Source organism: Levilactobacillus sp. (genome assembly GCF_022646225.1).
Classification (GTDB): Bacteria; Bacillota; Bacilli; order Lactobacillales; family Lactobacillaceae; genus Levilactobacillus; species Levilactobacillus suantsaiihabitans.
Genome location: NZ_JALCJA010000003.1, coordinates 1 through 24,316 on the forward strand (window position 1 = coordinate 1; position 24,316 = coordinate 24,316).

The window sequence follows — 24,316 nt, forward strand, 5'->3', positions numbered from 1 at the left end:
TACACATATTTGGTTTGTCGAAACAATGTTCAGTTTTCAAAGGTCTACCAAGTTATCTGCTCTAACAGACAACTTAATCATCATATCATTTAACCGATGTGATGTCAACAAGAAGTTTGATTTAACAGCGTTTCTCGTTGATGTGTTATCAAGAAGCGACAACTCAATTAATATAACATTTTGTTATCATCTTTGTCAACAACTATTTTCAACTCATCGAATTGGTCTAGTTGGTGAATCGCCGTGACAACATGTATAACTATACCAACCGCAACCCCTACCGTCAACTAAAATCTGAAAATAAATCAACCTTTTTTCAAAGGCATATCTTACCCCTGAAAACACGCAAGATAGTTACCTGACGGCCGTGTGTTTCCTAATTTTATTGCCGCAACCGTTCGTTTTTATTTCAGCAGTAAAAAAGCACGAACGCGCTCGTGACGTGTTCGTGCTTCGCAAATTTCTAAATTAACCGGCAACGCGGACTAAGAAGTACCGCTTTTTCCCGCGCCGGACGATGACAAACTTACCATCGAAGGCACTGGTTGGATCAATGTCAATATCCGTGGCCGTGACCTTTTCGCCGTTGATGCGGATGGCCCCGTTGGTCAGGTCTTCTCGTGCTTGCCGCCGTGAAGATTCAATCTTCGTGTCGTCGACCAACCATTCAACGATGTTCTTTTGGTCAGCGTTCACCGTCACAGATGGCATCTTCTTGAAGCCTTGTTCGATTTCACTGGCCGTCAAGTCGGCAACATCCCCAGAGAACAAAGCCTTCGTGATGTGTTGGGCTTCGACCACGGCTTCTTTACCGTGAACGAACTCAGTGACTTCTTCGGCCAGACGCGTTTGCGCCAAGCGCTTTTCTGGATGGGTCGCCACAGCTTCCTCGAGTTCCTTGATTTCATCTTGATCCAGGAAGGTGAAGTACTTCAAGAACTTGATGACGTCGCGGTCATCCGTGTTGATCCAGAATTGGTAGAACTCATATGGTGAGGTCTTTTCTGGGTCCAACCAGATGTTGCCGCCTTCGGACTTCCCAAATTTAGTTCCGTCCGCCTTTAACAGTAACGGAATCGTCAGGCCGTATGCCTTGGCGTCGGCGCCTTCTTGCTTGTGGATCAGGTCAATGCCGGCCGTGATGTTACCCCATTGGTCGGCACCCCCAATTTGTAATTGCACATCTTCTGCTTGGTACAAATGAAGGAAATCGATTGATTGCAGGATTTGGTAAGTGAATTCCGTGTATGAGATTCCGACTTCCAACCGTGAAGCGACGACTTCCTTGTTCAACATGTTGTTGACGTTGAACAGCTTCCCGTAGTCCCGCAAGAAGTCCAATAAGGAAATCTTGGATAACCATTGATAGTTGTTAACGATCTTGAAGGAGCCGTCTTGACCGAAGAGGTGTTCCATTTGCTTAGTCAAGCAAACTTCGTTGTGGTGAACCTGGTCCATCGTTTGTAAGACCCGTTCCGCCTTTTTACCAGAAGGATCACCAATGGACCCCGTTGCGCCCCCAATGACGATGTACGGCCGGTGTCCCGCCAGCTGGAATCGTTTCAAAATCATGAAGGGAATCAAGTGACCGATGTGCATGGAATCCCCTGTGGGGTCAATCCCAGCGTACAGGCCGACTGCTTTTTCGTTGACCAAGTCACCCAAGCCGGATTCGTCAGTCTGTTGGTTAATGGCGCCACGCCACTTCAGTTCATCAATAATCGACATATCTTTTCCTCCTAAAATTACCATCACTACAAAAAAGCCCCCAATGGCGTTCTGCCATCAGGGACGAATTAAAATCCGCGTTACCACCCAAGTTGTTGTCGATTGACAACCGCTCGTCATCGTTAACGGAATGACCCGCCGAAAAGCTCGGCCGCTCCACAGCGTAATTCGTGACCACGGGCGCTTTGACTCCCAGCACCGTCAAATCTCTTAACCGGAGCCGCCATCACTACTGGACTGTTTCTTAGCTTATGTCCTTGATGATACCGACCCGGAGGCGAAAAGTCAATAGACGCCGGCTTGGCTGCGCGTAAATTTTAAATTTGGTCACACTTTCCATCTTACCGATTAATCTTAGAACAAGTCCGTCAGTGTCGTCCAGACAATCTGCACGTTCAACAGCGTCAGGACAATCGTGCAGACCCAGGCTGACACGGTTACCCAGCGTTTGTTGACCCACTGTTCACCCATGATTTTCTTGGATGAGGTGAAAATTGTCAGAGGAATCATGGAAAATGGCAGCGCGATGGACAAGAAGACCTGTGAGTTGACCAGCAGACTGTCCAAAGCCCGTTCGCTCCCACCGAAGAAGATAGTTGCCGCAATCACGGGCAACACAGAAATCAGCCGGGTCACCAGGCGCCGGACCCACAACGGAATCTTCATATTAATGAAACCTTCCATAATAACTTGTCCAGTCAAGGTCCCGGTAATCGTCGAATTTTGCCCGGAGGCTAACAGGGCGACCGCAAATAGCGTTGACAATAACGGTGACGCCACGGCGCCGGCCAAATGGTTGTCTTGCAACGCCGCGTACAGGTTGCCGAACGTTCCCAGTTGGTCCGTCCCCTTGCCGAAGAACATCGCTGCTCCCAACAACAGTAACAGGCAGTTGATGACAAAGGCGCCAAACAACTGAATGTTGGAGTCCCAGGTGGTGAACTTCACGGCCCGCGCCATTTCAGCCGGGTCTTCACGGTCAAATTTCCGTGTTTGTGAAATCGACGAATGCAAATACAGGTTGTGCGGCATCACGGTTGCGCCGACGATTCCCAGCGCCATGGTCAATTGTCCTGGATGCATGATTTCTGGCTTAGGTATAAAGTTGGCTACGGCCGCACCCATATTAGGTTGAGCAATCACCACTTCGTAGGCAAAGACCACCAGGATGACCGCAATCAGGCACACCACGATGGCTTCGATTTTTCGGAAACCCAGCTTGGTTAATAACAATAGTAATAAAACGTCGAACACGGTCAAGGAGACCCCTAAGATCAGTGGCACACCGAACAGCAGTTGCAGGGCAATCGCGCCCCCAATCACTTCGGCGATGTCCGTGGCCATGATGGCCAATTCCGTGACGACCCACAAAATGGCACCGATGCGTTTGGTGGTATGCGCCCGCGTGGCTTGGGCCAAATCCATTTGCGTCACAATCCCCAGTTTAGCTGCCATGTACTGGAGCAACATCGCAATCAAACTCGAAATCAAGATCACAGACATCAACAGGTACCCGTACTGCGCACCCCCACCAATCGACGTGACCCAGTTCCCCGGATCCATGTAACCCACGGCCACTAACGCCCCCGGTCCCGAAAAGGCCAATAGGTTCTTCAAGAACCCCTTTTCCTTAGGAATCTTGACTGATCCATTAATTTCTTGCAATGACGGTCCGTTTGCGCTGCCGACCAAAGGCGACTTCGTTGAAACGTTGTCTGTCATGTTTTCCACTCCCCTATCTCAATGTTATGCAATCATTATACTGACTACGCGGGGATTATCAAGCATTTTTTAATGGTTCCTAACTTTTATTTTATATTACCCATTAAATAAATAACCCCAAAAATACCAAATTTTCTTGTGTTTTCACGGTTCTTGTTGGATAATGATGGGAAATTCTTTTTTTCAGAAAGTGGAGCAAACATGTCAAATCTCAAAGTATTTTTTGAAATATTAGCGCCGCTGTTCATCGCCATCCTGGTTCTGGCCGGACTCGCCGCCTTGATTGCGTGGCAGCTCACCCCCACAGCCATCGGGTTGGGGGCGCTGGGTGCCGGTGGCTTGGTGACCCTGGTAGTGGCAGGGGTCGTCGCCGATGGCTGGTCACGGCGCCACGCCGCCAGTCGCCAGCCCTCCCGCAAGCACGGCGTTTAAACCACTGTTGTGAGTAATACGGGGTGGACTGGTCGCCTTACCGCCTGCCAAATATGGGCTGGAACGCGGCGGGCGGACCGATTGAGCCATAAAACGGTCTCAATCTCGCTTTGAGCCGAAACCCGCGTCTCAAAGACGCCAGTTCCCTAACCAGCAAAGACCGCTGCTAAGGGAACTCCCACGGCTGAGCCCATATTTGGCAGGCTCTCGGCTACGGTAGCTATTGTTAGCAACCCTGTTTTAATGCCCTCGGATTGCTACCAGTCCTTTTACCGGTGACTGTCATCAAGCTACGTAACTCAGCTAGTACCATTGGTTGCCACACTATTGGCAAGCCTCATCTCAGCGATACAGCGCCGACCAATCATCCTTTTAACTTCAACCAAAATACTGAGCGCCTGGGAAGACAGCCTTCCCAGGCGCTTAGTTGTTGCTATGTAAGTTAACTCTGGTCGCGCAAGGTGCGCAGCGTGTCCTGTAAAATGGTGGGCAGTTGTTGCTGGATCAGCGCCATTTTTTCCGTTCCCAATTGCGTCAGCCCCAGGTAGCGGCGCCGGCGGTCGTGGTCCGCGACCTGTTGCTTCAGGTACCCGCGTTTGCACAGATCGACCACCAGATTGGACGTGCGCGTCGCGGAGAAATTCAGCTTGTGGGCGACCTGGGCGACCGTCATTTGCTCCGCCGCAACGTAGGTCATCAGCTGGCACTGCGGCAGATTAATGGCCAGCTCCGGCAAGGGCTGATTGTAACACTGCGTCACCAACGTATAAATCTGGGTCAACTTCTGTAACTGTTTCTGATCTGGCATCCGCTTCACACTCCCATTCCCAAATGTATCCGCTTACATTATATCACGAACCACATTTCTGTGGCACACCGCTAAGCCAGGCGGTAGTCGACGAAGGCCTGGTAATCGTGCTGAACCTGGTCGGCATAGGCCCAGGCAAAGTCACTCATTGCCTCGTCAAACTGCTTGCCGTTGCCCAGGTAGCCGCGAATCATGGCCGCCGTTGGGCTTTGGCAGTGGGCAATCGCCAACGTCCAGGCACAGGTGTTGGCGTACGTTTGAAATTGGTCCCAGTCCAGTTGTGTCAGGTCGATGGATTCCTTCATGTCCCGGAACTGGCGCACGTAGAAGCTCTGTTCGGTGCCGGCGAAGTAGCCCAAAAATGGGTCCGAGGCCGACTGTAAAATCTTTTGACAATCCACGATGCGTTGACCTTCCGTTTTTTCCAAGGCGACCGTGATGTGCGTGGCCTGTTGACTGCCCTGTTGCCGCGTAGGTAAGGCTTCTTTGACCTGTAAGACCAGGTGGGAGCCGTCGATGCTGGTCAACAAGACCAAGTAACACCGCGAGCCAAAGCTACCGACGCCGACACTGTGCCAGACCACATCCGTGATGTGATACTGCGACAACAAGAGGTTCACGTCGGGCCGCAGTGTTTGCCGATAGGCCGCGAAGTAGGCGGCAATGTGACTGGTCACGTCATCATCCACGTGGGTCGTTCGCGGCGCATTTTCCCGGAAGCACAGGTTGCCGCGGACATCCAGCGTGGTAAATTTACGCACGACTTGCTCGGAGTCGCGCTTGCTAGCCCGTCCCATGATGGACGTCAACAGCTTGGAGCTGTCCTCATCCAGCGCACTGGCTTGGACCAACTTTTCCACTTCGTTCATCGGGTAAAACCGGCTGAGCGTGGTCTGTTCAAACATGTGCTTGATGCTCTTACGATACGTCGTGGCCACCAACGGCAAAAGTTGCTTGATTTTCTTATCCTTGAACCCGTTGGCCTGGGCCGCCAAGAGGACACTGACCATCAGTCGTTTCAAATCCCATTCCCAGGGATTGATACCCGCTTCATCAAAATCGTTGAGGTCAAACAACAGCCGCCGTTCTGGCGATGCGTAAAACCCAAAATTACCAATGTGGGCATCCCCGCAAATAAACGTGGCAATCGTCGAGTCTGGTTGTGCGCGCAGGTCGGCTTCCATCAATTCGGCCGTTCCCCGGAAAAAGGCAAACGCCGATGCGCCCATCCGTTGCGTCCGTTCCGGCAACAGCTCCGGAATCAACAATTGGCGAATCCGGTCCATCATCTGATTACTGTCGCGGTTCGTCGGGGTATAGCTCCCCAGCGCGGCAAACGGCACTTGCGTCCGTGCCGCCTTGCCCATGCGCCGGAGCTCCGCAATAGTTTTATTGACTTGTACCCGCCCGGTACTAAATGCTGCTGGCGTCATCACGCCACCTCCCGTCTTTCATTAACTCCTATTCTACCGCACTCACCGGTCGTTTGGGCGCCGGCGTCAGAGAAAATCTGGCCATGACACGAAAACGAGCCACGGCCACAGACGCCCGGACTCGTTTGTTTATTTTAATGATTGAAGGTTGAAAAATTAACGTGCTGATTGGTGTTCTGACACCTAAAATTGGCGAAACCAGGCGCCTACGTCAGCCAGGGTTCCGCCTGCTCTGGGGAACACCTCCAGCCTGAGAAGCGGTCTTCCGGTTCGCTTGAAAGCCTGGCCAAGACCGCCAGTCTCTCAAGTCGTCCCGCGCTGTAGGCTGAGAAAAAACCTCAGCCAACCCCGCCGACACAGCTGGCTCCACCCTGACTGCCTCCGGCAAGGTTGACAGCTATCAGCAACACTGTGTTAATGAAAGACTAGCCGTCAATGCAGCGACTACCTGGGTTTAAGACGCCTGTTACTGGCAAGCACTAACTTAGCCGAGAGTTCGCCAAATATGGGTTCAGCCGTGGGAGTTCCCTTAGCGGCACGATTCATGCCGCTTAGGGAACTGGCGTCTTTGAGACGTGTTTTTCGGCTCAAAGCGAGGTGTCGAGACCGTCTTTTGGCTCGACCCGTCCGCCCCAGCGTTCCAACCCATATTTGGCGAACGGTAGGCGACCAGTTCGGATTGTGAGGCTGAAAACGACTATTTTTAACGTCAGAAGTCGCATGGTGACGATGATTCTAGCTGAAAGTTCGTCCGCCAGCCAACCCCCTAATCCTCCGCTTCCGGATGACTGTGGTTGTTGAAGTCCAACGCAAACAGGGACATCTCGTGATGCCGCAGCTTGCGAATCAGTCGGTCCAGGTTCTCGCCGTAGGGCAACTCCTTGACCCAGTGAAAAGCCTCGATCTGTTCGCGCTGGGCAAACGCCGCCGCCCGGGGATCGACGCCGTACACCACGATATAGTTGTCACGATGCTGTGGGTCGATGGTCGTTTGGTCCGTCAACAGGCTCAGGTGAACGATGCCGCTCAACAGGCGGTTGAAGATATCCGTGGTCACGCCAATCATGTCATAGGTCACCAGAATTTCGACCTTGGCCGACGTCAACGTCAAGCCGTTCGTGTATTTGCTCAAATACTTTTGCACCATCCGCAGATCCATCTTGCCGACCTGTTGCGGGTACAGCAGCCCCATATTTTTCGCCATGATGAGGGCCGCCGCGGACGAGGACGGCGTCGGCTGATACAGTGCCGTAATTTCTGGCCGCAATAGCGGGTCCACCCGGAACAACAACATGAATTGGCACAGGGAGAACAGCCAGTTGGCAAACCAGTCATCCCCCCGCGCAAAGTCGGCCAATTCGGTCACCCCCGGCGCCAGCTGATAGCGGCCGTTGCGATGCCGCAGTCCCCGATACAACCGAGCCATGGCCTTAGGCTGCAGGGCGCGTACAAAGTATGGCGAACTCGTCAGCAAATAATCCAGCGTCGCCAACTCCGTCAGGGCTTGCTGGGGCGTGTCACCCAGACACGTTTGAAATTGGCCGGCCAGTTCACGGAGGTCGGTCAGGTGGGCCAGCGGCAAGCGCAATGCCGGGTAGCGGTGGCCTTGGGACAATCGCAACAGCGCCAGCGTGATCATCAAGTCACGCCGTTGCTGGAGACTCGCCGCATCCTGGTACAGGCCGGATTGCGTGTAGGTCTGGCACAAGCCCTGGTGTAAGGCCGCTAGCTCCGGTGGAATCGCCGGTAGCTCGGTCAATGGCGTCAGCGTGGTGGTGAACAACATAAAATACAGCAACTGAATCAATGTTTCGTTACCCGCTAAGCTTAACGGGCTCGCCACCAGTTGTAGGTTGTACTGGGCCAGTTCGTGTTTCATCGGCCGCATCCGCCGGTTAAAGGTTGACAAACTGATTTCATGAGCCGCACAAAAATCACTGGCTTGTCGATATTCCCCGGTCAACGTCGCTCGCATGGCCAGATACGGCACGCTCTGGCGGTACAGCCAATGGCGGTACTCGTCCATCGTCACGCGGGTAGTTAGTAAGTCTTTCGTCAAAACCGTCTGCTGGTCGCGCACCAACAGATCACTGCGCAAATTCAATAAAACGTGATAGGCCCGCGAATAGCTCACGTCCGCCATGGTCGCGAAATCCGTGAGGCTAAACTCCCCGTCCTGGTCACGAATATACGTCAACAGCTGGATCTTCAACAGGTCCTTGGCCGTTAACATCGCAAAATCAATCTTCACTGCTCTCTCCCCCTGTAATTCCCCCCTGAGTATACCGAAAACCCCTGAGCCGCGGCGGTTGTCGCCGGTTCAGGGGCAATCAGGGGTTCAGCTAATCAATGCTGTCAATGGTAACGCCCTGTTCATCAAATTTAGCTAGTGTTTCCTTTAAAATAATCCGGGGATCGTCATAGCGAACGCCCGGGAGACTGGTGCTGACAAAGTTGCCCGTCAACTGACCATCAACGACCTCCGGCGATACCCGAACGTCTTCACCCTTATCCGTCGACAACGTCACACTTTCGCCTTCCGTCAGCCGTTGGACCAGGGGCAGGATTGGCATCTGTTGCATCATTTCGATCACCCTTTCAGTTTTACTTTTCTTCTATATTTTACCACGGCGGCTGTCAACCAGCGCTACCGGCCGCTCAAGTAAATGACGTTTTCATTAATATTATTATTAAAGATTACGATTTCGTCATTTTTCATTTTAGCCTTTCCATTCTTTGCTTGGCTGTGGTATGCTGATAGCCGCTAATTAATAATGTGAAGTGAATTTCTGGGGGAGAATACAAAGTTATGTGGTTTAACAATCTCAATACCGCCTTTGTGGTCGGGTATCCAATCTTCGTGTCCATCATTTGGATCACGGGCTGTCTGTTTTCAAGTTTTTATCGACGCCGACAACCGCGGACCCTCCTTGATGCGCAAACCCAACCGTTTGTGTCGATCTTGGTTCCCGCCCACAATGAAGCGGACACACTCGACGCTGCCGTCCGGTCTTTAGCCAGTTTAAACTATGAACGATACGAACTGGTGCTGATCGACGACTGCAGTACGGACGACACGCTGGCCATCATGAACCGGTTAAAAGCCACCTGGCCCAACGTGTCAATGACCATCGTGGCCCTGCCCACGAACCAGGGGAAAGCTAACGCCTTGAATCAGGGACTCAAGGCGGCTCAGGGCGACTACATCGTCGGCATCGACGCCGATAGCCTGTTGGCCCCCGACGCCGTTAATCAACTGGTCACGACTTTAACGTCGCAACCGGATGTCGGTGCCGTCACGGGAAAACCCGTGGTCCGAAACCGTTCTAACCTGTTAGGTCGCCTCCAATTGCTGGAGTACATTGGGGTGATCGACCTGATCAAGAAGGCCCAGGCCTATTTGACTGGCTCCATCACCACCGTCTCCGGGGTCATCGTGGCCTTTCGTCGCGAAGCCTTGGAGCAGGTCGGCGGTTGGAATCCGGCCGTCATGACCGAAGACATCGACATCACCTGGCGGATGTACCGTCATCATTGGCGCGTGGCCTATGAACCGCGGGCCATTTGCTGGATTCTGGTTCCAGAACGCCTGCGCGGCTTGATCAAGCAACGCCAACGCTGGTCACGGGGCGGTCTGGAAGTGCTGGTCACCAATTGGCGCGGCTTTTACCGCAATCCGTGGGGCCAACGGTTCTTGTTACTCGAGACCGTCGTCAGCAATCTCTGGGCCATTTCCACGGCGCTGAGCATCCTGGCCTACACGATCAAGCTCTTGTATTTACACGGCTTGTCCTTAGACGGCAACCTCTTGGTCATCTTGTTGTGCCTGAGTGGCATCCAATTTACGGTGGGCTTCGTGTCCTCGCAAGTAACGGCGCGTTTAGCGGGTCCCGAACTACTCTTGGTGCCCATCTATGTGCTGTACTACTGGATGATCAACTTGGTCAGCTGCTTGTCCGCTATCGCTTCTTACTTCGTCAGTCCGCAACGTAAAGGGACCTGGCGGAGTCCAGATCGGGGGTTATAACCGTGAAAAATCCAAAATTTGATCCAATCGTGCGTCACCAAACGAGTCGCGCCAGTCGCATCTGTCGGGCCGTGATTTTAATCGCCCTGTGGCTGTTCATCGCGCTGGTCGTCTTTGCCAACATTAGCTTCAGTCTCGGCTGGTACAGCGACGGCTTGGTCAGTCTTTACCTGTTGCTCAACCTGCAGCCCCACGCCAATAATGCCATTTTGATGCTGATTGGCGTGTTACTGCTCATCGTACCGATCTATGGCGGTTTACGGTGGGCCCACCTGACAAAGGAGGACCACGCATGAAACGCCGCACTCGTCAGGGCCTGTTGATTGCCCTGGTCTTGACGTTGGTCTTTAGCCTCGGCTGGACCTACCAACGCCAAGCCAGCAAGCAACACCAGACCGAAGAAAGTTACGCCCTACCCGCTCGTTTTAAGCACATGAAAAACGGCATCATGGTCTTTTGTTACCACCGGGTCCTCAAGCATTCCGTACCCACGGAAATCGCCCAGACCCTATCCAACAACTCACAGCTCCACGAGTTCAACGTGCCCGCCGATGAGTTTGCCGCACAAATGGCTTTCTTGAAAAAACACCACGTCAACGTCATCTCGGCAACGACCATGACGCGCATGGTGCAGTCCCACCGCCCCATCACCGGCAAATACGTCGTCTTAACCTTTGACGACATCGACCGCAGCGTCATCGACAACGCCATCCCCGTGATGCGCCACTACAACTTCCCCTTCACGACCTTTATCATCACCGGCAACACCGGCATGTACCGTGAAGGCAGTCAAATGGCCACCTGGAAGGAAATCAAGGCCGCGCAAGATGACGCCGGCGAATTGATGACCCTGGGGCTCCACACCCACAACCTGCACCACTTAACCGCTAAAATGCAACCGGTTTTCCTACAACCCCACTACTACGGCAAATTCCAACGTGATTTTGCCAAGTCAGTCCAGGAGTTGAAGGACCACACTGGCGTCACCGCCACGTCGTTCGCCTACCCTTATGGGGGCGGCACCGCTCAAATCAACAACTTTCTGGCCCAACAAGACTTAAACTGGGTCGCCACGTTGGATTCGGGGATCGTGACGTCTGACACCAACCTAAACGAGACGCCCCGGCTCATCGTCAACCACGAGAGCTGGCCGTCCATCCGCAACTGGCTTAAGTAAGAGTGGGCCAACAGGCGGTTAACTGCCTAGCAGTGTTAAGCGGAACCAGTTGCCTGTTGGCGCACGTTTCAGCTATATAAAGGCGACGCAAAGAGCCTGGGAAGTTTTTCTTTCCAGGCTCTTTTTGGGGGTTGTGAAGATGTGAGGTTGTATAAACCAGGCGCCTGCGTCAGCCAGGGTTCCACCTGCTCTGGGGAACGGCTCCAGCCTGAGGGGCGGTCTTCCGCCTCGCTTGAAAGCCTGGCAAAAATCACCAGTCTCTCAAGTCGTCCCGCGCTGTAGGCTGAGAAAGGACCTCAGCCAACACCGCCGACACAGCTGGCTCCACCCTGGCTGCCTCCGGCAAGGTTGACGGCTATCAGTGACACTGTATTAATTAATGAGTAGTCGTCAATGTAGCTACTATCTGGGGTTAAGACGACCATTTCTGGCATGCACTACCTTAGCCGAGAGTTCGTCAAATATGGGTTCAGCCGTGGGAGTTGTCTTAGTGGCGCGGTTCATGCCGCTTAGACAACTGGCGTCTTTGAGACGCGAGCTTCGGCTCAAAGCGAGGTGTCGAGACCGTCCTTTGGCTCGGCCCGTCCGCCCCAGCGTTCCAACCCATATTTGGCGAACGGTAGGCGGCCAGTTCGTATTACGAGGCTGGAAACGACTATTTTTGACGTCATGAGTTGCATGATACCAATAATTCCAGTTGGTTTTCGCCTTTCAACCTTCAAATTGTAAACCAAAAGCTCCCTCGTCAGCAAAGGACTGACGAGAGAGCTTTTATTTTGGGGTGCATCGCCACGGCTGGCCTTTCACCACCGACTAACCGTGCGTGCGCGAATGCTATTTGACTGCGGGGGCGACGGTTTTTTCACGCGTGACGCGCATGCCGATCCAGTAGATGACGGCGGTAATCACCATCGCAATGAAGGTGGCACCGACCGTGGTGGCAATCACCGCGACTTGTTTCAAGCCCCAGTATGCGACCACGCCCAGCACCCAGCTGGCCACGGCGACCCAGTTGATGCCGTGGCTGTACCAGTAGGCGCCGCGCACCTTGGTCAATTCCGGCAGGCGATACTGCTTGCCCTTCAAGAAGAAGTAATCGACCAAGAAGATGGCAATTTCCGGTCCCAGAAACATGCCGATGCCATCCAAGAATGTTTCAAAAACGTCCAGGAAGCTGGCCAAATAGACCGGGATGAACGTCACTAACGTCGCCGTGATCGTGACGATCCACAGACTGACGTTTAACGACAACCGGTGGGTCATGTTGGTCAGCGCCGACCCAGCAGACATCAGGTTGACCGCGTTGGCCGTGGTGCTGGTCAAGACGATGACCAGTAAGGCAATCACGCCCAGGCCCAATTTTGCTGCGACCGTGCTGGGATCCGAGTTATTGGGGTCGAAATGGTTCAGCGACACCGCCGTGCCAATCGTGGCGAACAGGCCAATGAAGGCGAACCAGAATAACCCGAAGTTGGCACCGAGAAATGACGCCGTGGTCGCCGCCGACTTTTTCGCCGTGAAGCGACTGAAGTCCGAAGCCGCGGTGACCCAGGCTAAGTTGAAGGCCGCTAACGTGTCGGCCGCCACCCCGGAGGACATCCGTAAGTTGGCCGGTGCCCGCCACGCCAAAATTTCGTGAAAGGAGACCGTTTGAAAGACCACGACGGATTCCCATAAGACGAAAACGACCACCAAAATGATGCCGATGCGTTCGATCAAGCGGACGGATTTTTCGCCCAGTGAGATGCTCAATAAATGCAAGACACTCATAATCAAAATGCCGACGATCAAACCAAACGTGCCGCCGGGCTTGCCATACAGCGGCCACCCAAACAGTTCGCCGAAGATATAGCTAATCGACGTGGCGGCGATAAAGGTGTTGACGGCCGCCCAGCCGATAAATTGAATCACGTTGATTGCGGACGGGATAAAACTCCCCCGCAGGCCAAATGAAGCGCGAGTGAGCGCCATGGCTGGTACGCCGGTGCGATACCCCATGTAACTGGCCACCGCCAGCAATGCATAGGAGATCAGGCCGACAATCACCAGGGTCGTGGACGCTGTGACAAAGCCACAGGCCGCAATGACCCCACCGATGTACCACGTTCCGTTATTGGCATTTGCACCAATCCAAGTCGCAAACAAATCCCAGTTGGACATCCGCCGATGCGCCATGGGAATCGACTCCACGCGCCCAAATGCGGGCGTGGCGTGCGTCGTTGCGGCTGTTTTAACCTCTTGAGCCACGGTTCCTCACCTTTCCTTTATTCACTTATTTGTTGTACAAACCAGTTGCCTGCGGCTGCCAGGGGTTCCGCCGGTTATGGGCGGCGGATTGAGTCACAGGGCTCAACGTCTCGCGGCCGAAACGCGCGCCAACAGGCAACTGGCTTCTAGCCAACATGGTGTTGCTGATTCATGTTAACCTGCCGGAGTCAGCCAGGGTGGAGCCAGCTGTGTCGGCGGTGTTGGCTGAGGTTCTTTCTCAGCCTACAGCGCGGGGCGACTTTGAAGACTTACGGGTTTAGTAAGGCTTCAAAGCGAACCGGAAGCCCGCTTCTCCGGCTGGAGGTGTCCCCCATAGCAGGCGGAACCCTGGCTGACGCAGGCTCCCCCATGGCTGCAAGCAACTCCGAGTGGCCAGCTTACAGGATTTCGCCGACGAACTCGCCCTTTGGCAAGGTGTTGAAGTCATACGTCTTGAAGTCGTCGACCGCCTTGGTGTACCAGTGCAGGCTTTCGGTGATCATCAGGTTGACCGCCTCGTCCTTTTCTTGTAAGGCCAGGATGGGCTTGTGGCTCATCGTGGCCACGCCCAGTTCGTAAGCGGTCCCCGAATCCAGGTTCTTGGCCTCAAAGTCGATGACCGTCACGATGACGTCTGCGGCCGCGATTTGGTCCATGTCGCGGTGGAAGATCTCCGTGGCCCACGGCTTGGTAAACTGCTCGTTGGCGGCGTCTTGGTGCAACCGCGGGGAGTAGAAATCTTTGACCGTGGGGTTGGCCTCTAAGGCGGCCTCCAGGCGTTTGACCCGGTCGACCTGTTCGGGACTGAAGAATGGACTTGCGACGTAAATTTGTGCCATGAAAAAACTCCTCCTACTTTTCTTTACAACCGTCGGCCATGAAAAAAGCGGCCGGATCCCGCAAGGAGTCAGGCCGCTAGCGCACATTAAAATTAAGTGACTACCGGACCTTTGTTAGCCTCACGGGACTAAATTAAAAGGACGATTTGGTTGTTGTTAGCTATTATACGGGGTCCACCAGGTTGCGTCAATCCTCATTTTGACCACGCTGCGTCAGGTTAAACGTTTGACACCCTACTGGTCCGGACCGTAACCGCTGACAGACTTTTTCGTCTGATGGGACTAACCGTTGACGCCGATTTTGGTTAAGTACCTAACTGTTTTCACCCAACCATTGTCAATGATTCACCGGCCTGCTACACTTAGACTACCACTCAAGGGAGGAGTCATTTCATGCCATCAACCAACCATCAATTACCACCCCGCATTAAGCGCATCTGGGGCATTAGCGCCCTGGGCAGCCTGGTCGCCCTGCTGGTCATCAGCGGCTTGCTCTGGCTGACGCACCATTACTGGGATTGGTCCATTTGGATCACCGTCTTTGCCCTGATTCTCACGGTCATCGAGCCGCTCATCGAAGCCGCCCTGATCCCATACCGCTACCGGTTCACCCGCTACCACATCACGGACCTGGCGGTGGAAATGCAAGCCGGCTTCATTTTCCAAAAACGCGTCGCCATCCCGATTGCCCGGGTGCAAAACGTCACGTTAAACGCCGGCCCGTTGCTGCAGTGGCAAAAATTGACCAAGGTCTCGATTGCGACCGCATCCACTAGCCACGACATCGAAGGGCTAGAACTCCCCGAAGCTGAGCGCCTCCGTGAACAAATCATGCGGTTGGCGCAGGAGGCGCGCCATGACCAAGCCTAAACGTACACATCCATTGGGCCTGCTCCAACACATCGCCAAATCCATCAAGGACTACTGGTTTTTACTGATTCTGGTGTTCACCAATCACGATCACACTTCGATTTGGTTCTGGGGCATTATGATTATTTTAATCATCGCCTTCTTCGTCTGGCCGCTCGCCAAATGGCTGACGTTGACCTACGTGGTCGCGCCCGATGCGGTGGTGGTCCACTCCGGCGTCTTCGTGCGGCACCACGAGCACATCCCCTACGCCCGCATCCAAACGGTCCAATCTAAGCAATGGTTCTACCTGCGCCCGTTTAAGCTAGAAGAGGTCCTGATCGAAACGGCCAGTCACAGCGACAGCGCCCCGGAAGCCCGATTGGCCGCGGTCCCCATCACGGTGGCTCAACAGATCAACCACTACCGGCAGGCCCCGGCGGCAACGTCCGCACCAGACCCGACGACCGACGACGCAACCCCCACCACCGCACCAGCGGCCGTCACCGACACCCCGGCTGCGTATTATCAAATTAATTACCGGGACCTGGTCAAATTCGGTCTGACCTCGCTGATCTTCATTCCGTTTCTGTTGGTCCTATTAGGGCTATACAACAAGGTTCCCCGCAACGTGACCGACGCGTTGGTCAACGACGCCAGTCACTTGGGACTGACCTTGTTGATTGGCGGGGCCATCGTTATCATCCTGATTGCCTGGCTGGGCGCCTTTCTGTGGACCCTGACGCGCTACTACCATTTCGAACTGTCCCGTGCCGGCCACCAACTGGTCACGGCCAAGGGATTGTTCCAACGCAACACGGTCACGGCGCCGCTCGACCGCTTACAGGGGGTCCGCATCAAGCAAAATATCCTCCGGCAATGGCTGCGACTCCAAACCGTGCAAGTTCTCGTGGCCTCCAAAGCCGCTAGCGATGACGACGACAACGACCTGGTCGTGATGCCGGTGATCGACAGCGCCATCGTCTACGACACCATGCAGCCGTTCATTCAGTGGCTACCGGACCACCAACCGGACTTGTCCGCCCTGCACGTCGCCCGCAGTTGGTATCAAATTCGCAATACCATGCTGGTCGTCGCGGTGCCCATCGCCCTGTTGTGGTGGCTGTGGCCCAGTTGGGGCTGGATCAGCCTGCTGCTTTTGCCGATTGCTGCGCTACAGGGTCGCTTTGCCGCTAAGAATACGGCCGGCGCCCGATTATCCCCGCAGCTATTGGCGTTACAGACCGGCCACTTCTGGGAACGAGAACTGTACTACATTCCCACCGAAAAGATTCAGTCGATGAAACTGACTCGGTCAATTTGGATGAAACGCACGCACCTGGCCCACCTGGTGGTCAACATCCGCCACGGCAACCACAACCAGGCCATCGAGCTGCGCTACCTCCACGCCGACGCGGCCCACGCCATTTACGACTGGTACTTGCACCGGACTTGACCTTAGGCGCCAGCTGGCTGACGAGACTGTCGTTGCGGTGGCCAATACCGCCGCAACCTAACCAAACACCCGCTTCAGCGACGTTACTAAAATCAAATTCAACAAAAAATGGTGTTCCCAACTGTCTCGACAGTCAGGAACACCATTTTCATTTGCCAGTAGCGTTCCCCAACGCCACTGGTCACTCCCCTTGGTAATCCGTGGACTACCCGTTGTGCGTTTGAGCCCTACGCCGACTTACTCTCTAGCCTTCGCGTTGTGAGCGCCACCGATGCCACTTGGCCATGATGCCGGGCCGCCAGAGCCAGAAATACCCGAAGGCGGCGGAGACCAAGAAGCTGATGATGGTGCTGTACGTATCCGTCCCGTTGAACCCGTTGACGCCGGTCACGTACACGACGAACACGATGTAAACGGGCACGCGCAAACCTGGGAACAGCAGATATTCGCCATTGTGTTCCAGCGAGAGGTGCTGATACAGGTACGCGCCCCAGATGAATAGGATCAGGGCCGCCACGACCCAGGACCCGGCAGATAGCCAAGCCACTTGGGCACCGCTTAAGTTCCATCCCAGACCACCGTTGCTATCCAGTTGTTCAAAGATAGCGGCCACGCCGGACAGTGACAGGGTGAACCCAATGAGGGTCACGACTAAGGCGCCGGTCTGCCCCACGATCAGGGCCGCAAACCAGCACATCGCAAACATCCCCAGTGAGCCGGCCAAGCCATAGCCCCACGAGGTAATCAGTCCCGGCCAGGCGAGGTGAAACCCGATTCTGGCCGGAAGACTGACCCAAAAAATACCATACTGCACGGCTAGCGTCAAGCTGACAATGACCAGCATTGCCAGGAGGCCCTGCCACAACTTGGTCCAATAGACCCGCTGACGGGAAAAGCCGCTACTGAATAAGAATTGATTAAAGTTATCCGTCAGGTCCTGATTCATTAACACCAGACCGAGAAGCCAGGCCACAATCAACAGCCAAAAGGAATACGCCGGAAAGTTGCTGGTATTATACACTTCCCAGTGATTGATGCTGGCCTTCACCAATTCATAGTGTCCCTGCGTCCGGTTCAATCCGTGCAGGGTGATCAGGTCATTGGCCACCGCGACCAGCATAGAAAGGAGCCCCGCCAGCACAAACGTCCGGCGGTGTCGTCGCCAGATTAATTTCGTTACTTGATTTTGCAAAGTCCCTACCCCCTACTTGAGTAATTGATAGCCTGTATCGTGCGCCAGGTTCGCCCGGAACAGGTCTTCGAGTGTCAACGGTAATTCTTCCAGCAAGACGGGATGCAGTGCCCGCAACTGCTGGTCGATGGCGTCGGTGTAGTCCGTGATGACGACCACCAACACCCGTCCGGAAACGCGGATCAGGTGACTGTGTTCCTTGAGCACCGCCGGAATCGTCTTGTCCGGCAAGACCAGCTGAATCTTCTTGGCCGTTTCCCGGATGGCTTCCAGATTGTAATCGTGGGCCAATTGACTGTCCTTAAGCAATAAGACGCGGTCGCTCAGACCATCCAGCTCGTTTAAGTCATGCGAGGAGATCAAGAACCCCTTGCGCTGATCGGCCACCTCATCAATCACCATGGTCGCGATATTTTCACGCACGATCACGTCCAGCCCGTCAAAGGGTTCGTCCAAAATGAGGTACGTCGCGTTAGACGTCAACGCCAAAATGATGTTGACCATCGCCCGCATCCCCTTGGATAACCGCCGGTACTGGTCGCCAGCGTTCAGGTCAAAATGCCGTAACAGCTCGCCGTACCGTTGCCGGTCGAATTTGGGATACACCAGGCTGTAGAAATCTGGCAGTTCCTTTAAACTATAATTGCTCAAAAAATTGTACTGCGTGTCTAAGAAGAAAATCTCGCGTTGCCGCGTGGGCGCCTGCTGGATGGGGTGGTCATCCACCAACACCTGTCCCGCATCGGCCACGTAATGGTTGACCATCGTCCGAAACAAGGTGGTCTTACCGACGCCGTTTCTGCCGACCAAGCCAATGATTTCGCCCGGTGCCCAGTTAAAGGTCACGTCCGAAATGATTTGGTGTTTATTGATTTGCTTGCTTAATTGCTTCACCTGTAAGGTCACTGCTCTACCCCCTCATATGCCTGTTTGATCCAACTCACGACCTCGTCCAGGGGCACCCCCAGGTAGCGAATCTCCGTGAGTAACGTTAAAAGTTGTTTTTTACTGGCGACCACTTGGGCCGAATCTCCCGGCGCCGTTGCGGTTTCGCGGACATACGTGCCCTTACCGTGAACGGTGGTGATCACCTGTTGTGTTTCCAATTGCTTGTAAGCCTTGCTGACCGTGTTGGGGTTCAGCTGCTCTTGCCGCGCCATATCGCGGACCGACGGCAACCGGTCGCCCGGCTTCAAAATGCCCTGGACGATCTGTTGCTTGACCCGCCAAACCAGCTGTTCGTAGTACGGCAGGCTGGAGTCATTCATTTGCATATTTGGTTCACCCCTTGGTGTTTGGCTACGTGTCCTGTGTGTACTATTATACCTAGTACACTCGATTTGGCAAGCTTTTTTCGCTGCTGGTTTAACGAATGGCCTTGACTCGAAACCAAATTCGACCGATTGTAACGCTTCGCAATTGCGGTAGCCAGGCTAGATGACTGTCAAGCTCGTTCACATTTCACCCCTGAGTCTGAGACAAAGCATTCCAGAGCTTTGGTCTGCTTCAAATGATTGAAACTTGCACCAAGGTTCTGGCGGGAGTAGCGTCTAACACTACGTTGACTAGACGTTAGTTGACAAGTTAACTGTTATCGAGGGGTAAGTCGGTTGTGATTGGCAAGCGACTCTGTAGCCGAGAGTTCGCCAAATATGGGTTCAGTCGCTTAAAAAGAGTGCGCCAACAGGCGGTTAACTGGCGAGCATTAACGGTGCTAGGCGGATAATCCCGGGTTTGGATTATTTGCCTAGCAGTGTTAAGCGGAACCAGTTGCCTGTTGGTGCACGTTTCGGCCACGAGGCCACTTTGAGACGCGAACTTCGGCTCAAAGCGAGGCGTCGATACCGCTTCTTGGATCGACCCGTCCGCCCCAGCGTTCCAACCCATATTTGGCGAACGGTAGGCGGCCAGGTTGACCATACGTAACCACCCTCACTAACCAAAAAAGACCTGCCCGCGGCAAGTCTTTTCACGATCGTCATTAATTTTCAGACTCATGGCCAGGCGCTGTAAACCGTGTGCCGCCCGGAACGTCTTGTTGCCGCACGACCAGTTGGTTGTAGAACTTGGCCCGCGTGAGGTCGTAGTACGGATTGACAAACAGACCGGCGATATTGAACGTTATGGCCTCCACCATGAACCAGAGGATGAAGCTCAAGTCCATGATGAACAGAAACGCCTTGTTGCCATCCATTAATTTTCGCGATGCCGTGATGGCCTCTAACGCCGTCATTTTTTCACCGCGGTCGACCGCATCTCGGTAAATGTAGAAGGCTTGCGAATAGGCGTAGGCCTTGATGATCCCTGGGAAAACGAACAGCAGTGACCACAGCGCCACGAAAATCCCCGTCAGAATGCTGATGAAGATCCACCCCAGGAAGTACTGGCCCTTGTCAAAGAGCGCAAATGACCGCTGAATCGGGTTGTCGGCTTCGATCTTGCCCCGGTCCAGGTCGATCATGGTCAAGCGAACCCCCATCCGCAACATGCTGGCCACCAAAAAGAACAACCCAGCAAACGAGAAGAAGCCATTCCAGCCAACCGTAGCGCTGCCATCGCTTAAGACGCGTTCGGCCCAGTTCAGGTCACGGGCATACATGCTCCCGCCGATCCACTGCATCGCCATCCATAAAATTGATAGTAGTAGGTAGAATTTAAAATTGTTGGAGACCTGTTGTTTGGCCCCTAATTTAAAGTTCACCCGATCTTGCTTATCCATACGTACTCCTCCCGACAGGCGGCGCCCATCTCATCTTGATAGGAACAGTATACAAGATTTCGGCCCCTGACGATAGGGTGGTGCACAATTAACTTCGCTTAACCCATTGCCCCTTAAAAGAACAGGCCTTCGTCTGGATTATCGAAACGCGCAATCCGCGGCCTCTGGTGGTGGTACTGTTTTCATCCCCCGCCTGCCGCCCCGGGAAAAAGCCGTCACACGGGGGTCCGGTTGAATTTTTATAAAATAATTGCTAAAATGGCAAGAGCATTTACTCGTGATTAACACGGAAAATATTTGAGGAGTTTTTACATATCATGAAAAAGTTTTGGAAGATTACGCTGGGCGTACTGGTCGTGCTAGTGATTGGCGGCGGAGCGACCGCCTACCATGAGCGGCACAACGTTCGGCGGCTTTTGTTGGTCCATCAACATTATGCCAAGAAAAACATTCTGTCGACCAACCAAATCAAGCTCAATTTACGGCCAGCCGTGTCGACCAAGAACACGACGGCCACCAACAAGCTTAACGCAGCCTACCGTGAGGACCTGCGCCACGTCAAGCCGGGCATCACGCACGCCAAGGTCATCGTCAATCCTTATAAAACTTCGCCACTATCTGGGCTGATCTTGGTCAAGACGGCCGCGGCGACCAAGGTCAAGCTGACCGTTCACGGCGATACGCCGAAGACGACGTTGACCAAACACGTGGCTGGCTACCGGACCGCCCATTCGATTGGGGTCCTCGGCCTGTACGCCAACCGGACCAATCGGGTCACGCTGACGTTTACCCAGAAGAATGGCCATAAGAGCTACGCCACCTACACCCTGAAGACGGGCAAGGCGCCGCACGGCATCGGCAAGAACACGCTCAAGACCAGCCATCCTAAGAAGATGGCACTGGGCAAGGGCAATAACTGGTTGACGTTTGCCGTCTCCAGTCAGGGCACCACGTATGGCTTGGACGCCCGCGGTCAGGTCCGCTGGTATAGCACCAACCCCATTTCCCACGTGTTCAAACGCCTGGCCAACAACCACCTGTTGATTCTGACCAAGATTTCGGCTAGCGCGCACAAATACAACGCGCTCCGGGAGACCGACTTTTACGGTCGCGTTTACCGCCAGTACAATTTCGAAGGCCAATTTCCGACGCGCCAGGACCACAGCAAGTTAGCGACCAACACGGTGATTCACCACGACGCCATCCAGCTGCCCAACCGCAACCTGCTCTTGACGGTCGACGACGGTAGTAGTAAGTACGTGGAAGACACCATGATTGAGATCGACTACAAGACGGCCAAAATCGTCAAGGTCATTGACCTCAAGCGTATTTTGCCGAAATCGGCTTACACCAAGTACGACGGGACGCACCGGGCCGACGGGAAGATCGACTGGTTCCACCAAAACTCGATGGTCTACGATCCGCAACGCGACGAGCTGATCGTTTCCGGGCGTAATCAGGATATGATCTTTGCCATCAATTACAAGACGACCAAACTGCAGTGGATCTTAGCCGCGCCGGAAAAGCTGCCGCAACGCTACCAGGCCTACCTGCTGCAGCCCACGACCAAGCATTTCCGCTACAGCGGAGGCCAACACGCCGTCAACATCATTCACAAGCGCAAAAACAAGGGCGAATCGATTGCCCTGGAGTTCTATGACAACAACGTGCCGGTCACGCGGGGCAAGACCAAGCAATCCAAGAAATGGTCGGCCGGAGAAATCGTGTCCATCGACCAACTGAAGTACACGGTCACCAAGACCTGGAGCTTCGGGAAATCCCTGGGCCAACGCAACTTCACCAACATCGTCGGCAGTAGTTACGCTGTCGGTCGCCACAACACGCTGATTGGCTTTGGTTACGCCAGCAACGGGAAACGCAGCGAGTTCGTCGAGGTCAACCGCAAGACCAACCAAATCGTCTTTGACGTCGACCGGACCCACTTCAAGCACGGCGACTGGAGCTACCGGGCCCAACGAATGGCACTGTATCCGGGTAGCGGTACCGTTAAGTTAAATGAAATCAAGCCTGCCATGAAATAAAGCAAAATGAGAGTGGGCCAAAAGGCGATTAGCCGGCGAGCATTAAGGCGGCTAACCGAATAATCCTGGGTTAGGATTGTTTGGTTAGTCGTTTTAAGCGGAACCGGCTGCCTTTTGGCGCACGTTTCAGCTATGTAAAGGTAAACGAACGAGCCTGGGAGTTCCCAGGCTCGTTTTTATTTGCATTTTAATGGGTCGGCCCCCACCCGCAGTGTCTCACGGGGCACTACTGACGGGGTTAGTTGCTACTGCTGCTTTGACTTGGCATGCCACTCGGGGCGCCAGCTGGCCGTTTCCCCTTCGGCGCGTTTTTCAGTTGCGTGGGTTGCGCGGACTTGGCCTGTTGCTGGCCGAGCATGTACCCCGTCCCCCCGCCACCGGCGAAGAGCAAGATGCCGGCGGTCAGCAGGGCTAGCCAATGTTTCGGACCTTGACGGACTGGTTTCACCTGACACTCATCCTTTCTGTTAACTGCTTGGTGGTTAACTTAGGCTTTAGTATACGTGGGGTTTCTTAATTCTGGCTAAACGGGGGGGGCAACCTAGAGCTAAAATAAAACAGATCAAATTCTCAATCGAGAGTCTGATCTGTTTTTGTTTATCTTTATTTACCTAAACCGCCGCTAATCCAGCGTCTTCAAAAAAGCCAACAAGATCTGATTAAACTGCGCTGGCTGTTCGGCCATGACGATGTGTCCGGCATCCGGCACGATTTTCGCCGTACCGTGGTGCGCTAACTTGGCCGCGGTGGCCGCAAACTCGGGATTAAAGAACGGCGACTTGCCACCGGCGATGATTAAAAATGGCGCCTGCAGATGCAACAAGACGTCACGCCAATCCTGGGCGGCGTGGTCGATCATCAACGGGTAATTCAATGCCGCATCGTACGGGTGAGTTTGTTTTTCCGCGTGAATTTGCGCGTAAACGTCGTCATCGATCCGGCCCGCAGTGGACTTGCCCATTGGCTCGGCCAACAACTGGGGGAAGTTATTCCAGGTCAACTGCTTAAACCCGTATGGCCAGCCGGCTTCGGCCACCATCTTCGGGCTCTGATCCACGTCGATGACGGCCTTGACGTGGGCCTCGCCAAACAGGGACAAGTAGGCAAAGAACGTTGCCGCCCCCAGGGAGTTGCCCAACAAAATGGCCTGGTCGACCTTAAGCGCCGCCAACAATTCTGCGACGTCCATCGCGTGTCGCGTGATGCGCCGGCCCTGGACGGTTTGGTCTGAAGCCCCCTGGTTGCGGGCATCAATGTTAATAACGCGATAGCCAGCCGCTAACAGCACGGGTACCTGGGCCGCCCAAATCTTGCGGCTACCGCCGATTCCCGTCAGAATGACAATGGGCGTGCCACTCCCCTGATCATCATAGACAATGTTCACGCCATCATTGGTTTTAAAATTCATGTTGCCGCCCCTCTCGCTAATTTAATCTTAGCTTACGCCGAGGTGGGTCTGGACGTCAATAGCGCAGCGGTCAGGGGGGCGGTCGCCAGCTGGGGCCACCTGCTCATGGGGTAAAACGGTTTAAAGTTCGTGTTTCACCGTTTTGGTATCACTCGGCACAGCCACCGGATATTACAAATTTTATGTAAGCTCTTTATCAAAAAAATTAACTATCGCCTATCATTCATATTAGCAAAC

At 54.1% G+C, this 24,316-nt stretch carries 21 protein-coding genes and 1 other annotated feature; of the genes, 7 read left to right on the forward strand and 14 right to left on the reverse strand.

Translation table 11 applies throughout. From position 1 onward, the window contains the following. Positions 1 to 468: 468 nt before the first annotated feature. Together tyrS and LKH74_RS05035 are read right to left on the reverse strand one after the other, a co-directional pair. Positions 469 to 1,728 carry a tyrosine--tRNA ligase gene (gene tyrS, locus LKH74_RS05030; RefSeq protein WP_135368769.1) on the reverse strand — a complete coding sequence of 420 codons (1,260 nt, stop codon included), beginning with the start codon at positions 1,726 to 1,728 and terminating at the stop codon, positions 469 to 471. Positions 1,729 to 1,784: 56 nt separating this feature from the next. Then, positions 1,785 to 1,983 (reverse strand) — a binding site (T-box leader). Positions 1,984 to 2,082: 99 nt separating this feature from the next. Beyond that, positions 2,083 to 3,450 carry an Nramp family divalent metal transporter gene (locus LKH74_RS05035; RefSeq protein ID WP_135368768.1) on the reverse strand — a complete coding sequence of 456 codons (1,368 nt, stop codon included), beginning with the start codon at positions 3,448 to 3,450 and terminating at the stop codon, positions 2,083 to 2,085. Positions 3,451 to 3,651: 201 nt separating this feature from the next. Between LKH74_RS05035 and LKH74_RS05040 the strand changes: the two genes are divergently transcribed. Next, positions 3,652 to 3,882, forward strand: a complete 231-nt coding sequence (locus LKH74_RS05040) for a hypothetical protein (protein WP_135368767.1) — start codon at positions 3,652 to 3,654, stop codon at positions 3,880 to 3,882. Positions 3,883 to 4,324: 442 nt separating this feature from the next. Here the strand turns inward: LKH74_RS05040 and LKH74_RS05045 are convergent, their stop codons facing one another. The 4 genes from LKH74_RS05045 to LKH74_RS05060 form a co-directional block, all read right to left on the reverse strand. Next, a complete protein-coding gene (locus LKH74_RS05045; protein WP_135368766.1) occupies positions 4,325 to 4,690 on the reverse strand; it encodes a MarR family winged helix-turn-helix transcriptional regulator in 366 nt (121 codons plus the stop codon). A gap of 71 nt (positions 4,691 to 4,761) precedes the next feature. Continuing rightward, positions 4,762 to 6,123 carry a DUF2252 domain-containing protein gene (locus tag LKH74_RS05050; protein ID WP_287708535.1) on the reverse strand — a complete coding sequence of 454 codons (1,362 nt, stop codon included), beginning with the start codon at positions 6,121 to 6,123 and terminating at the stop codon, positions 4,762 to 4,764. A gap of 766 nt (positions 6,124 to 6,889) precedes the next feature. Then, on the reverse strand, positions 6,890 to 8,374 hold the full coding sequence (locus tag LKH74_RS05055; protein ID WP_135368764.1) for a helix-turn-helix domain-containing protein: 1,485 nt from the start codon (positions 8,372 to 8,374) through the stop codon (positions 6,890 to 6,892). Between the two features lie 91 nt (positions 8,375 to 8,465). Continuing rightward, positions 8,466 to 8,708: a hypothetical protein gene (locus LKH74_RS05060; protein WP_135368763.1), complete on the reverse strand. Its 243-nt coding sequence runs from the start codon at positions 8,706 to 8,708 to the stop codon at positions 8,466 to 8,468. A 224-nt stretch (positions 8,709 to 8,932) separates the two neighbouring features. Here LKH74_RS05060 and LKH74_RS05065 point away from each other — a divergent pair, with 224 nt between their 5' ends. From LKH74_RS05065 to LKH74_RS05075, 3 genes are read left to right on the forward strand one after another with little or no spacing between them, the layout of a single operon-like run. Further along, positions 8,933 to 10,150, forward strand: a complete 1,218-nt coding sequence (locus tag LKH74_RS05065; protein WP_135368762.1) for a glycosyltransferase — start codon at positions 8,933 to 8,935, stop codon at positions 10,148 to 10,150. Between the two features lie 2 nt (positions 10,151 to 10,152). Then, complete coding sequence (locus LKH74_RS05070) at positions 10,153 to 10,446, forward strand: hypothetical protein (protein ID WP_135368761.1); 294 nt, start codon at positions 10,153 to 10,155, stop codon at positions 10,444 to 10,446. Further along, a complete protein-coding gene (locus LKH74_RS05075) occupies positions 10,443 to 11,327 on the forward strand; it encodes a polysaccharide deacetylase family protein (RefSeq protein WP_135368760.1) in 885 nt (294 codons plus the stop codon). Before LKH74_RS05070 ends, LKH74_RS05075 begins: the two co-directional genes overlap by 4 nt. An 834-nt stretch (positions 11,328 to 12,161) precedes the next feature. On the opposite strand, the gene LKH74_RS05080 is transcribed toward LKH74_RS05075, so the two are convergent. Together LKH74_RS05080 and LKH74_RS05085 are read right to left on the reverse strand one after the other, a co-directional pair. Further along, complete coding sequence (locus LKH74_RS05080; protein ID WP_287708536.1) at positions 12,162 to 13,574, reverse strand: cytosine permease; 1,413 nt, start codon at positions 13,572 to 13,574, stop codon at positions 12,162 to 12,164. Between the two features lie 398 nt (positions 13,575 to 13,972). Then, positions 13,973 to 14,413, reverse strand: a complete 441-nt coding sequence (locus LKH74_RS05085) for a nucleoside 2-deoxyribosyltransferase (RefSeq protein WP_135368758.1) — start codon at positions 14,411 to 14,413, stop codon at positions 13,973 to 13,975. Positions 14,414 to 14,806: 393 nt separating this feature from the next. On the opposite strand from LKH74_RS05085, the gene LKH74_RS05090 reads away from it, so the two are divergent. Beyond that, positions 14,807 to 15,283 carry a PH domain-containing protein gene (locus tag LKH74_RS05090; RefSeq protein ID WP_287708537.1) on the forward strand — a complete coding sequence of 159 codons (477 nt, stop codon included), beginning with the start codon at positions 14,807 to 14,809 and terminating at the stop codon, positions 15,281 to 15,283. Continuing rightward, positions 15,270 to 16,718, forward strand: coding sequence for a PH domain-containing protein (locus tag LKH74_RS05095; RefSeq protein ID WP_287708538.1), 1,449 nt, complete (start codon positions 15,270 to 15,272; stop codon positions 16,716 to 16,718). Before LKH74_RS05090 ends, LKH74_RS05095 begins: the two co-directional genes overlap by 14 nt. Before the next feature lie 244 nt (positions 16,719 to 16,962). Here the strand turns inward: LKH74_RS05095 and LKH74_RS05100 are convergent, their stop codons facing one another. From LKH74_RS05100 to LKH74_RS05115, 4 genes are all read right to left on the reverse strand, one after another. Continuing rightward, positions 16,963 to 17,910 (reverse strand): ABC transporter permease, encoded by a 948-nt coding sequence (locus tag LKH74_RS05100; protein ID WP_287708539.1) that lies wholly within the window; start codon positions 17,908 to 17,910, stop codon positions 16,963 to 16,965. A 12-nt stretch (positions 17,911 to 17,922) separates the two neighbouring features. Next, complete coding sequence (locus LKH74_RS05105) at positions 17,923 to 18,816, reverse strand: ATP-binding cassette domain-containing protein (RefSeq protein WP_135368754.1); 894 nt, start codon at positions 18,814 to 18,816, stop codon at positions 17,923 to 17,925. Next, complete coding sequence (locus LKH74_RS05110; RefSeq protein ID WP_125576482.1) at positions 18,813 to 19,184, reverse strand: GntR family transcriptional regulator; 372 nt, start codon at positions 19,182 to 19,184, stop codon at positions 18,813 to 18,815. The genes LKH74_RS05105 and LKH74_RS05110 overlap by 4 nt, the downstream gene beginning before the upstream one ends. A gap of 707 nt (positions 19,185 to 19,891) precedes the next feature. Beyond that, on the reverse strand, positions 19,892 to 20,629 hold the full coding sequence (locus LKH74_RS05115) for a DUF975 family protein (protein WP_287708540.1): 738 nt from the start codon (positions 20,627 to 20,629) through the stop codon (positions 19,892 to 19,894). Between the two features lie 317 nt (positions 20,630 to 20,946). Here LKH74_RS05115 and LKH74_RS05120 point away from each other — a divergent pair, with 317 nt between their 5' ends. Then, positions 20,947 to 22,671: an aryl-sulfate sulfotransferase gene (locus LKH74_RS05120; protein WP_287708541.1), complete on the forward strand. Its 1,725-nt coding sequence runs from the start codon at positions 20,947 to 20,949 to the stop codon at positions 22,669 to 22,671. A gap of 238 nt (positions 22,672 to 22,909) precedes the next feature. Here the strand turns inward: LKH74_RS05120 and LKH74_RS05125 are convergent, their stop codons facing one another. After that, a complete protein-coding gene (locus tag LKH74_RS05125) occupies positions 22,910 to 23,119 on the reverse strand; it encodes a hypothetical protein (protein WP_135368751.1) in 210 nt (69 codons plus the stop codon). A gap of 174 nt (positions 23,120 to 23,293) precedes the next feature. Further along, a complete protein-coding gene (locus LKH74_RS05130) occupies positions 23,294 to 24,079 on the reverse strand; it encodes an alpha/beta fold hydrolase (protein ID WP_287708543.1) in 786 nt (261 codons plus the stop codon). Positions 24,080 to 24,316: the final 237 nt, after the last annotated feature.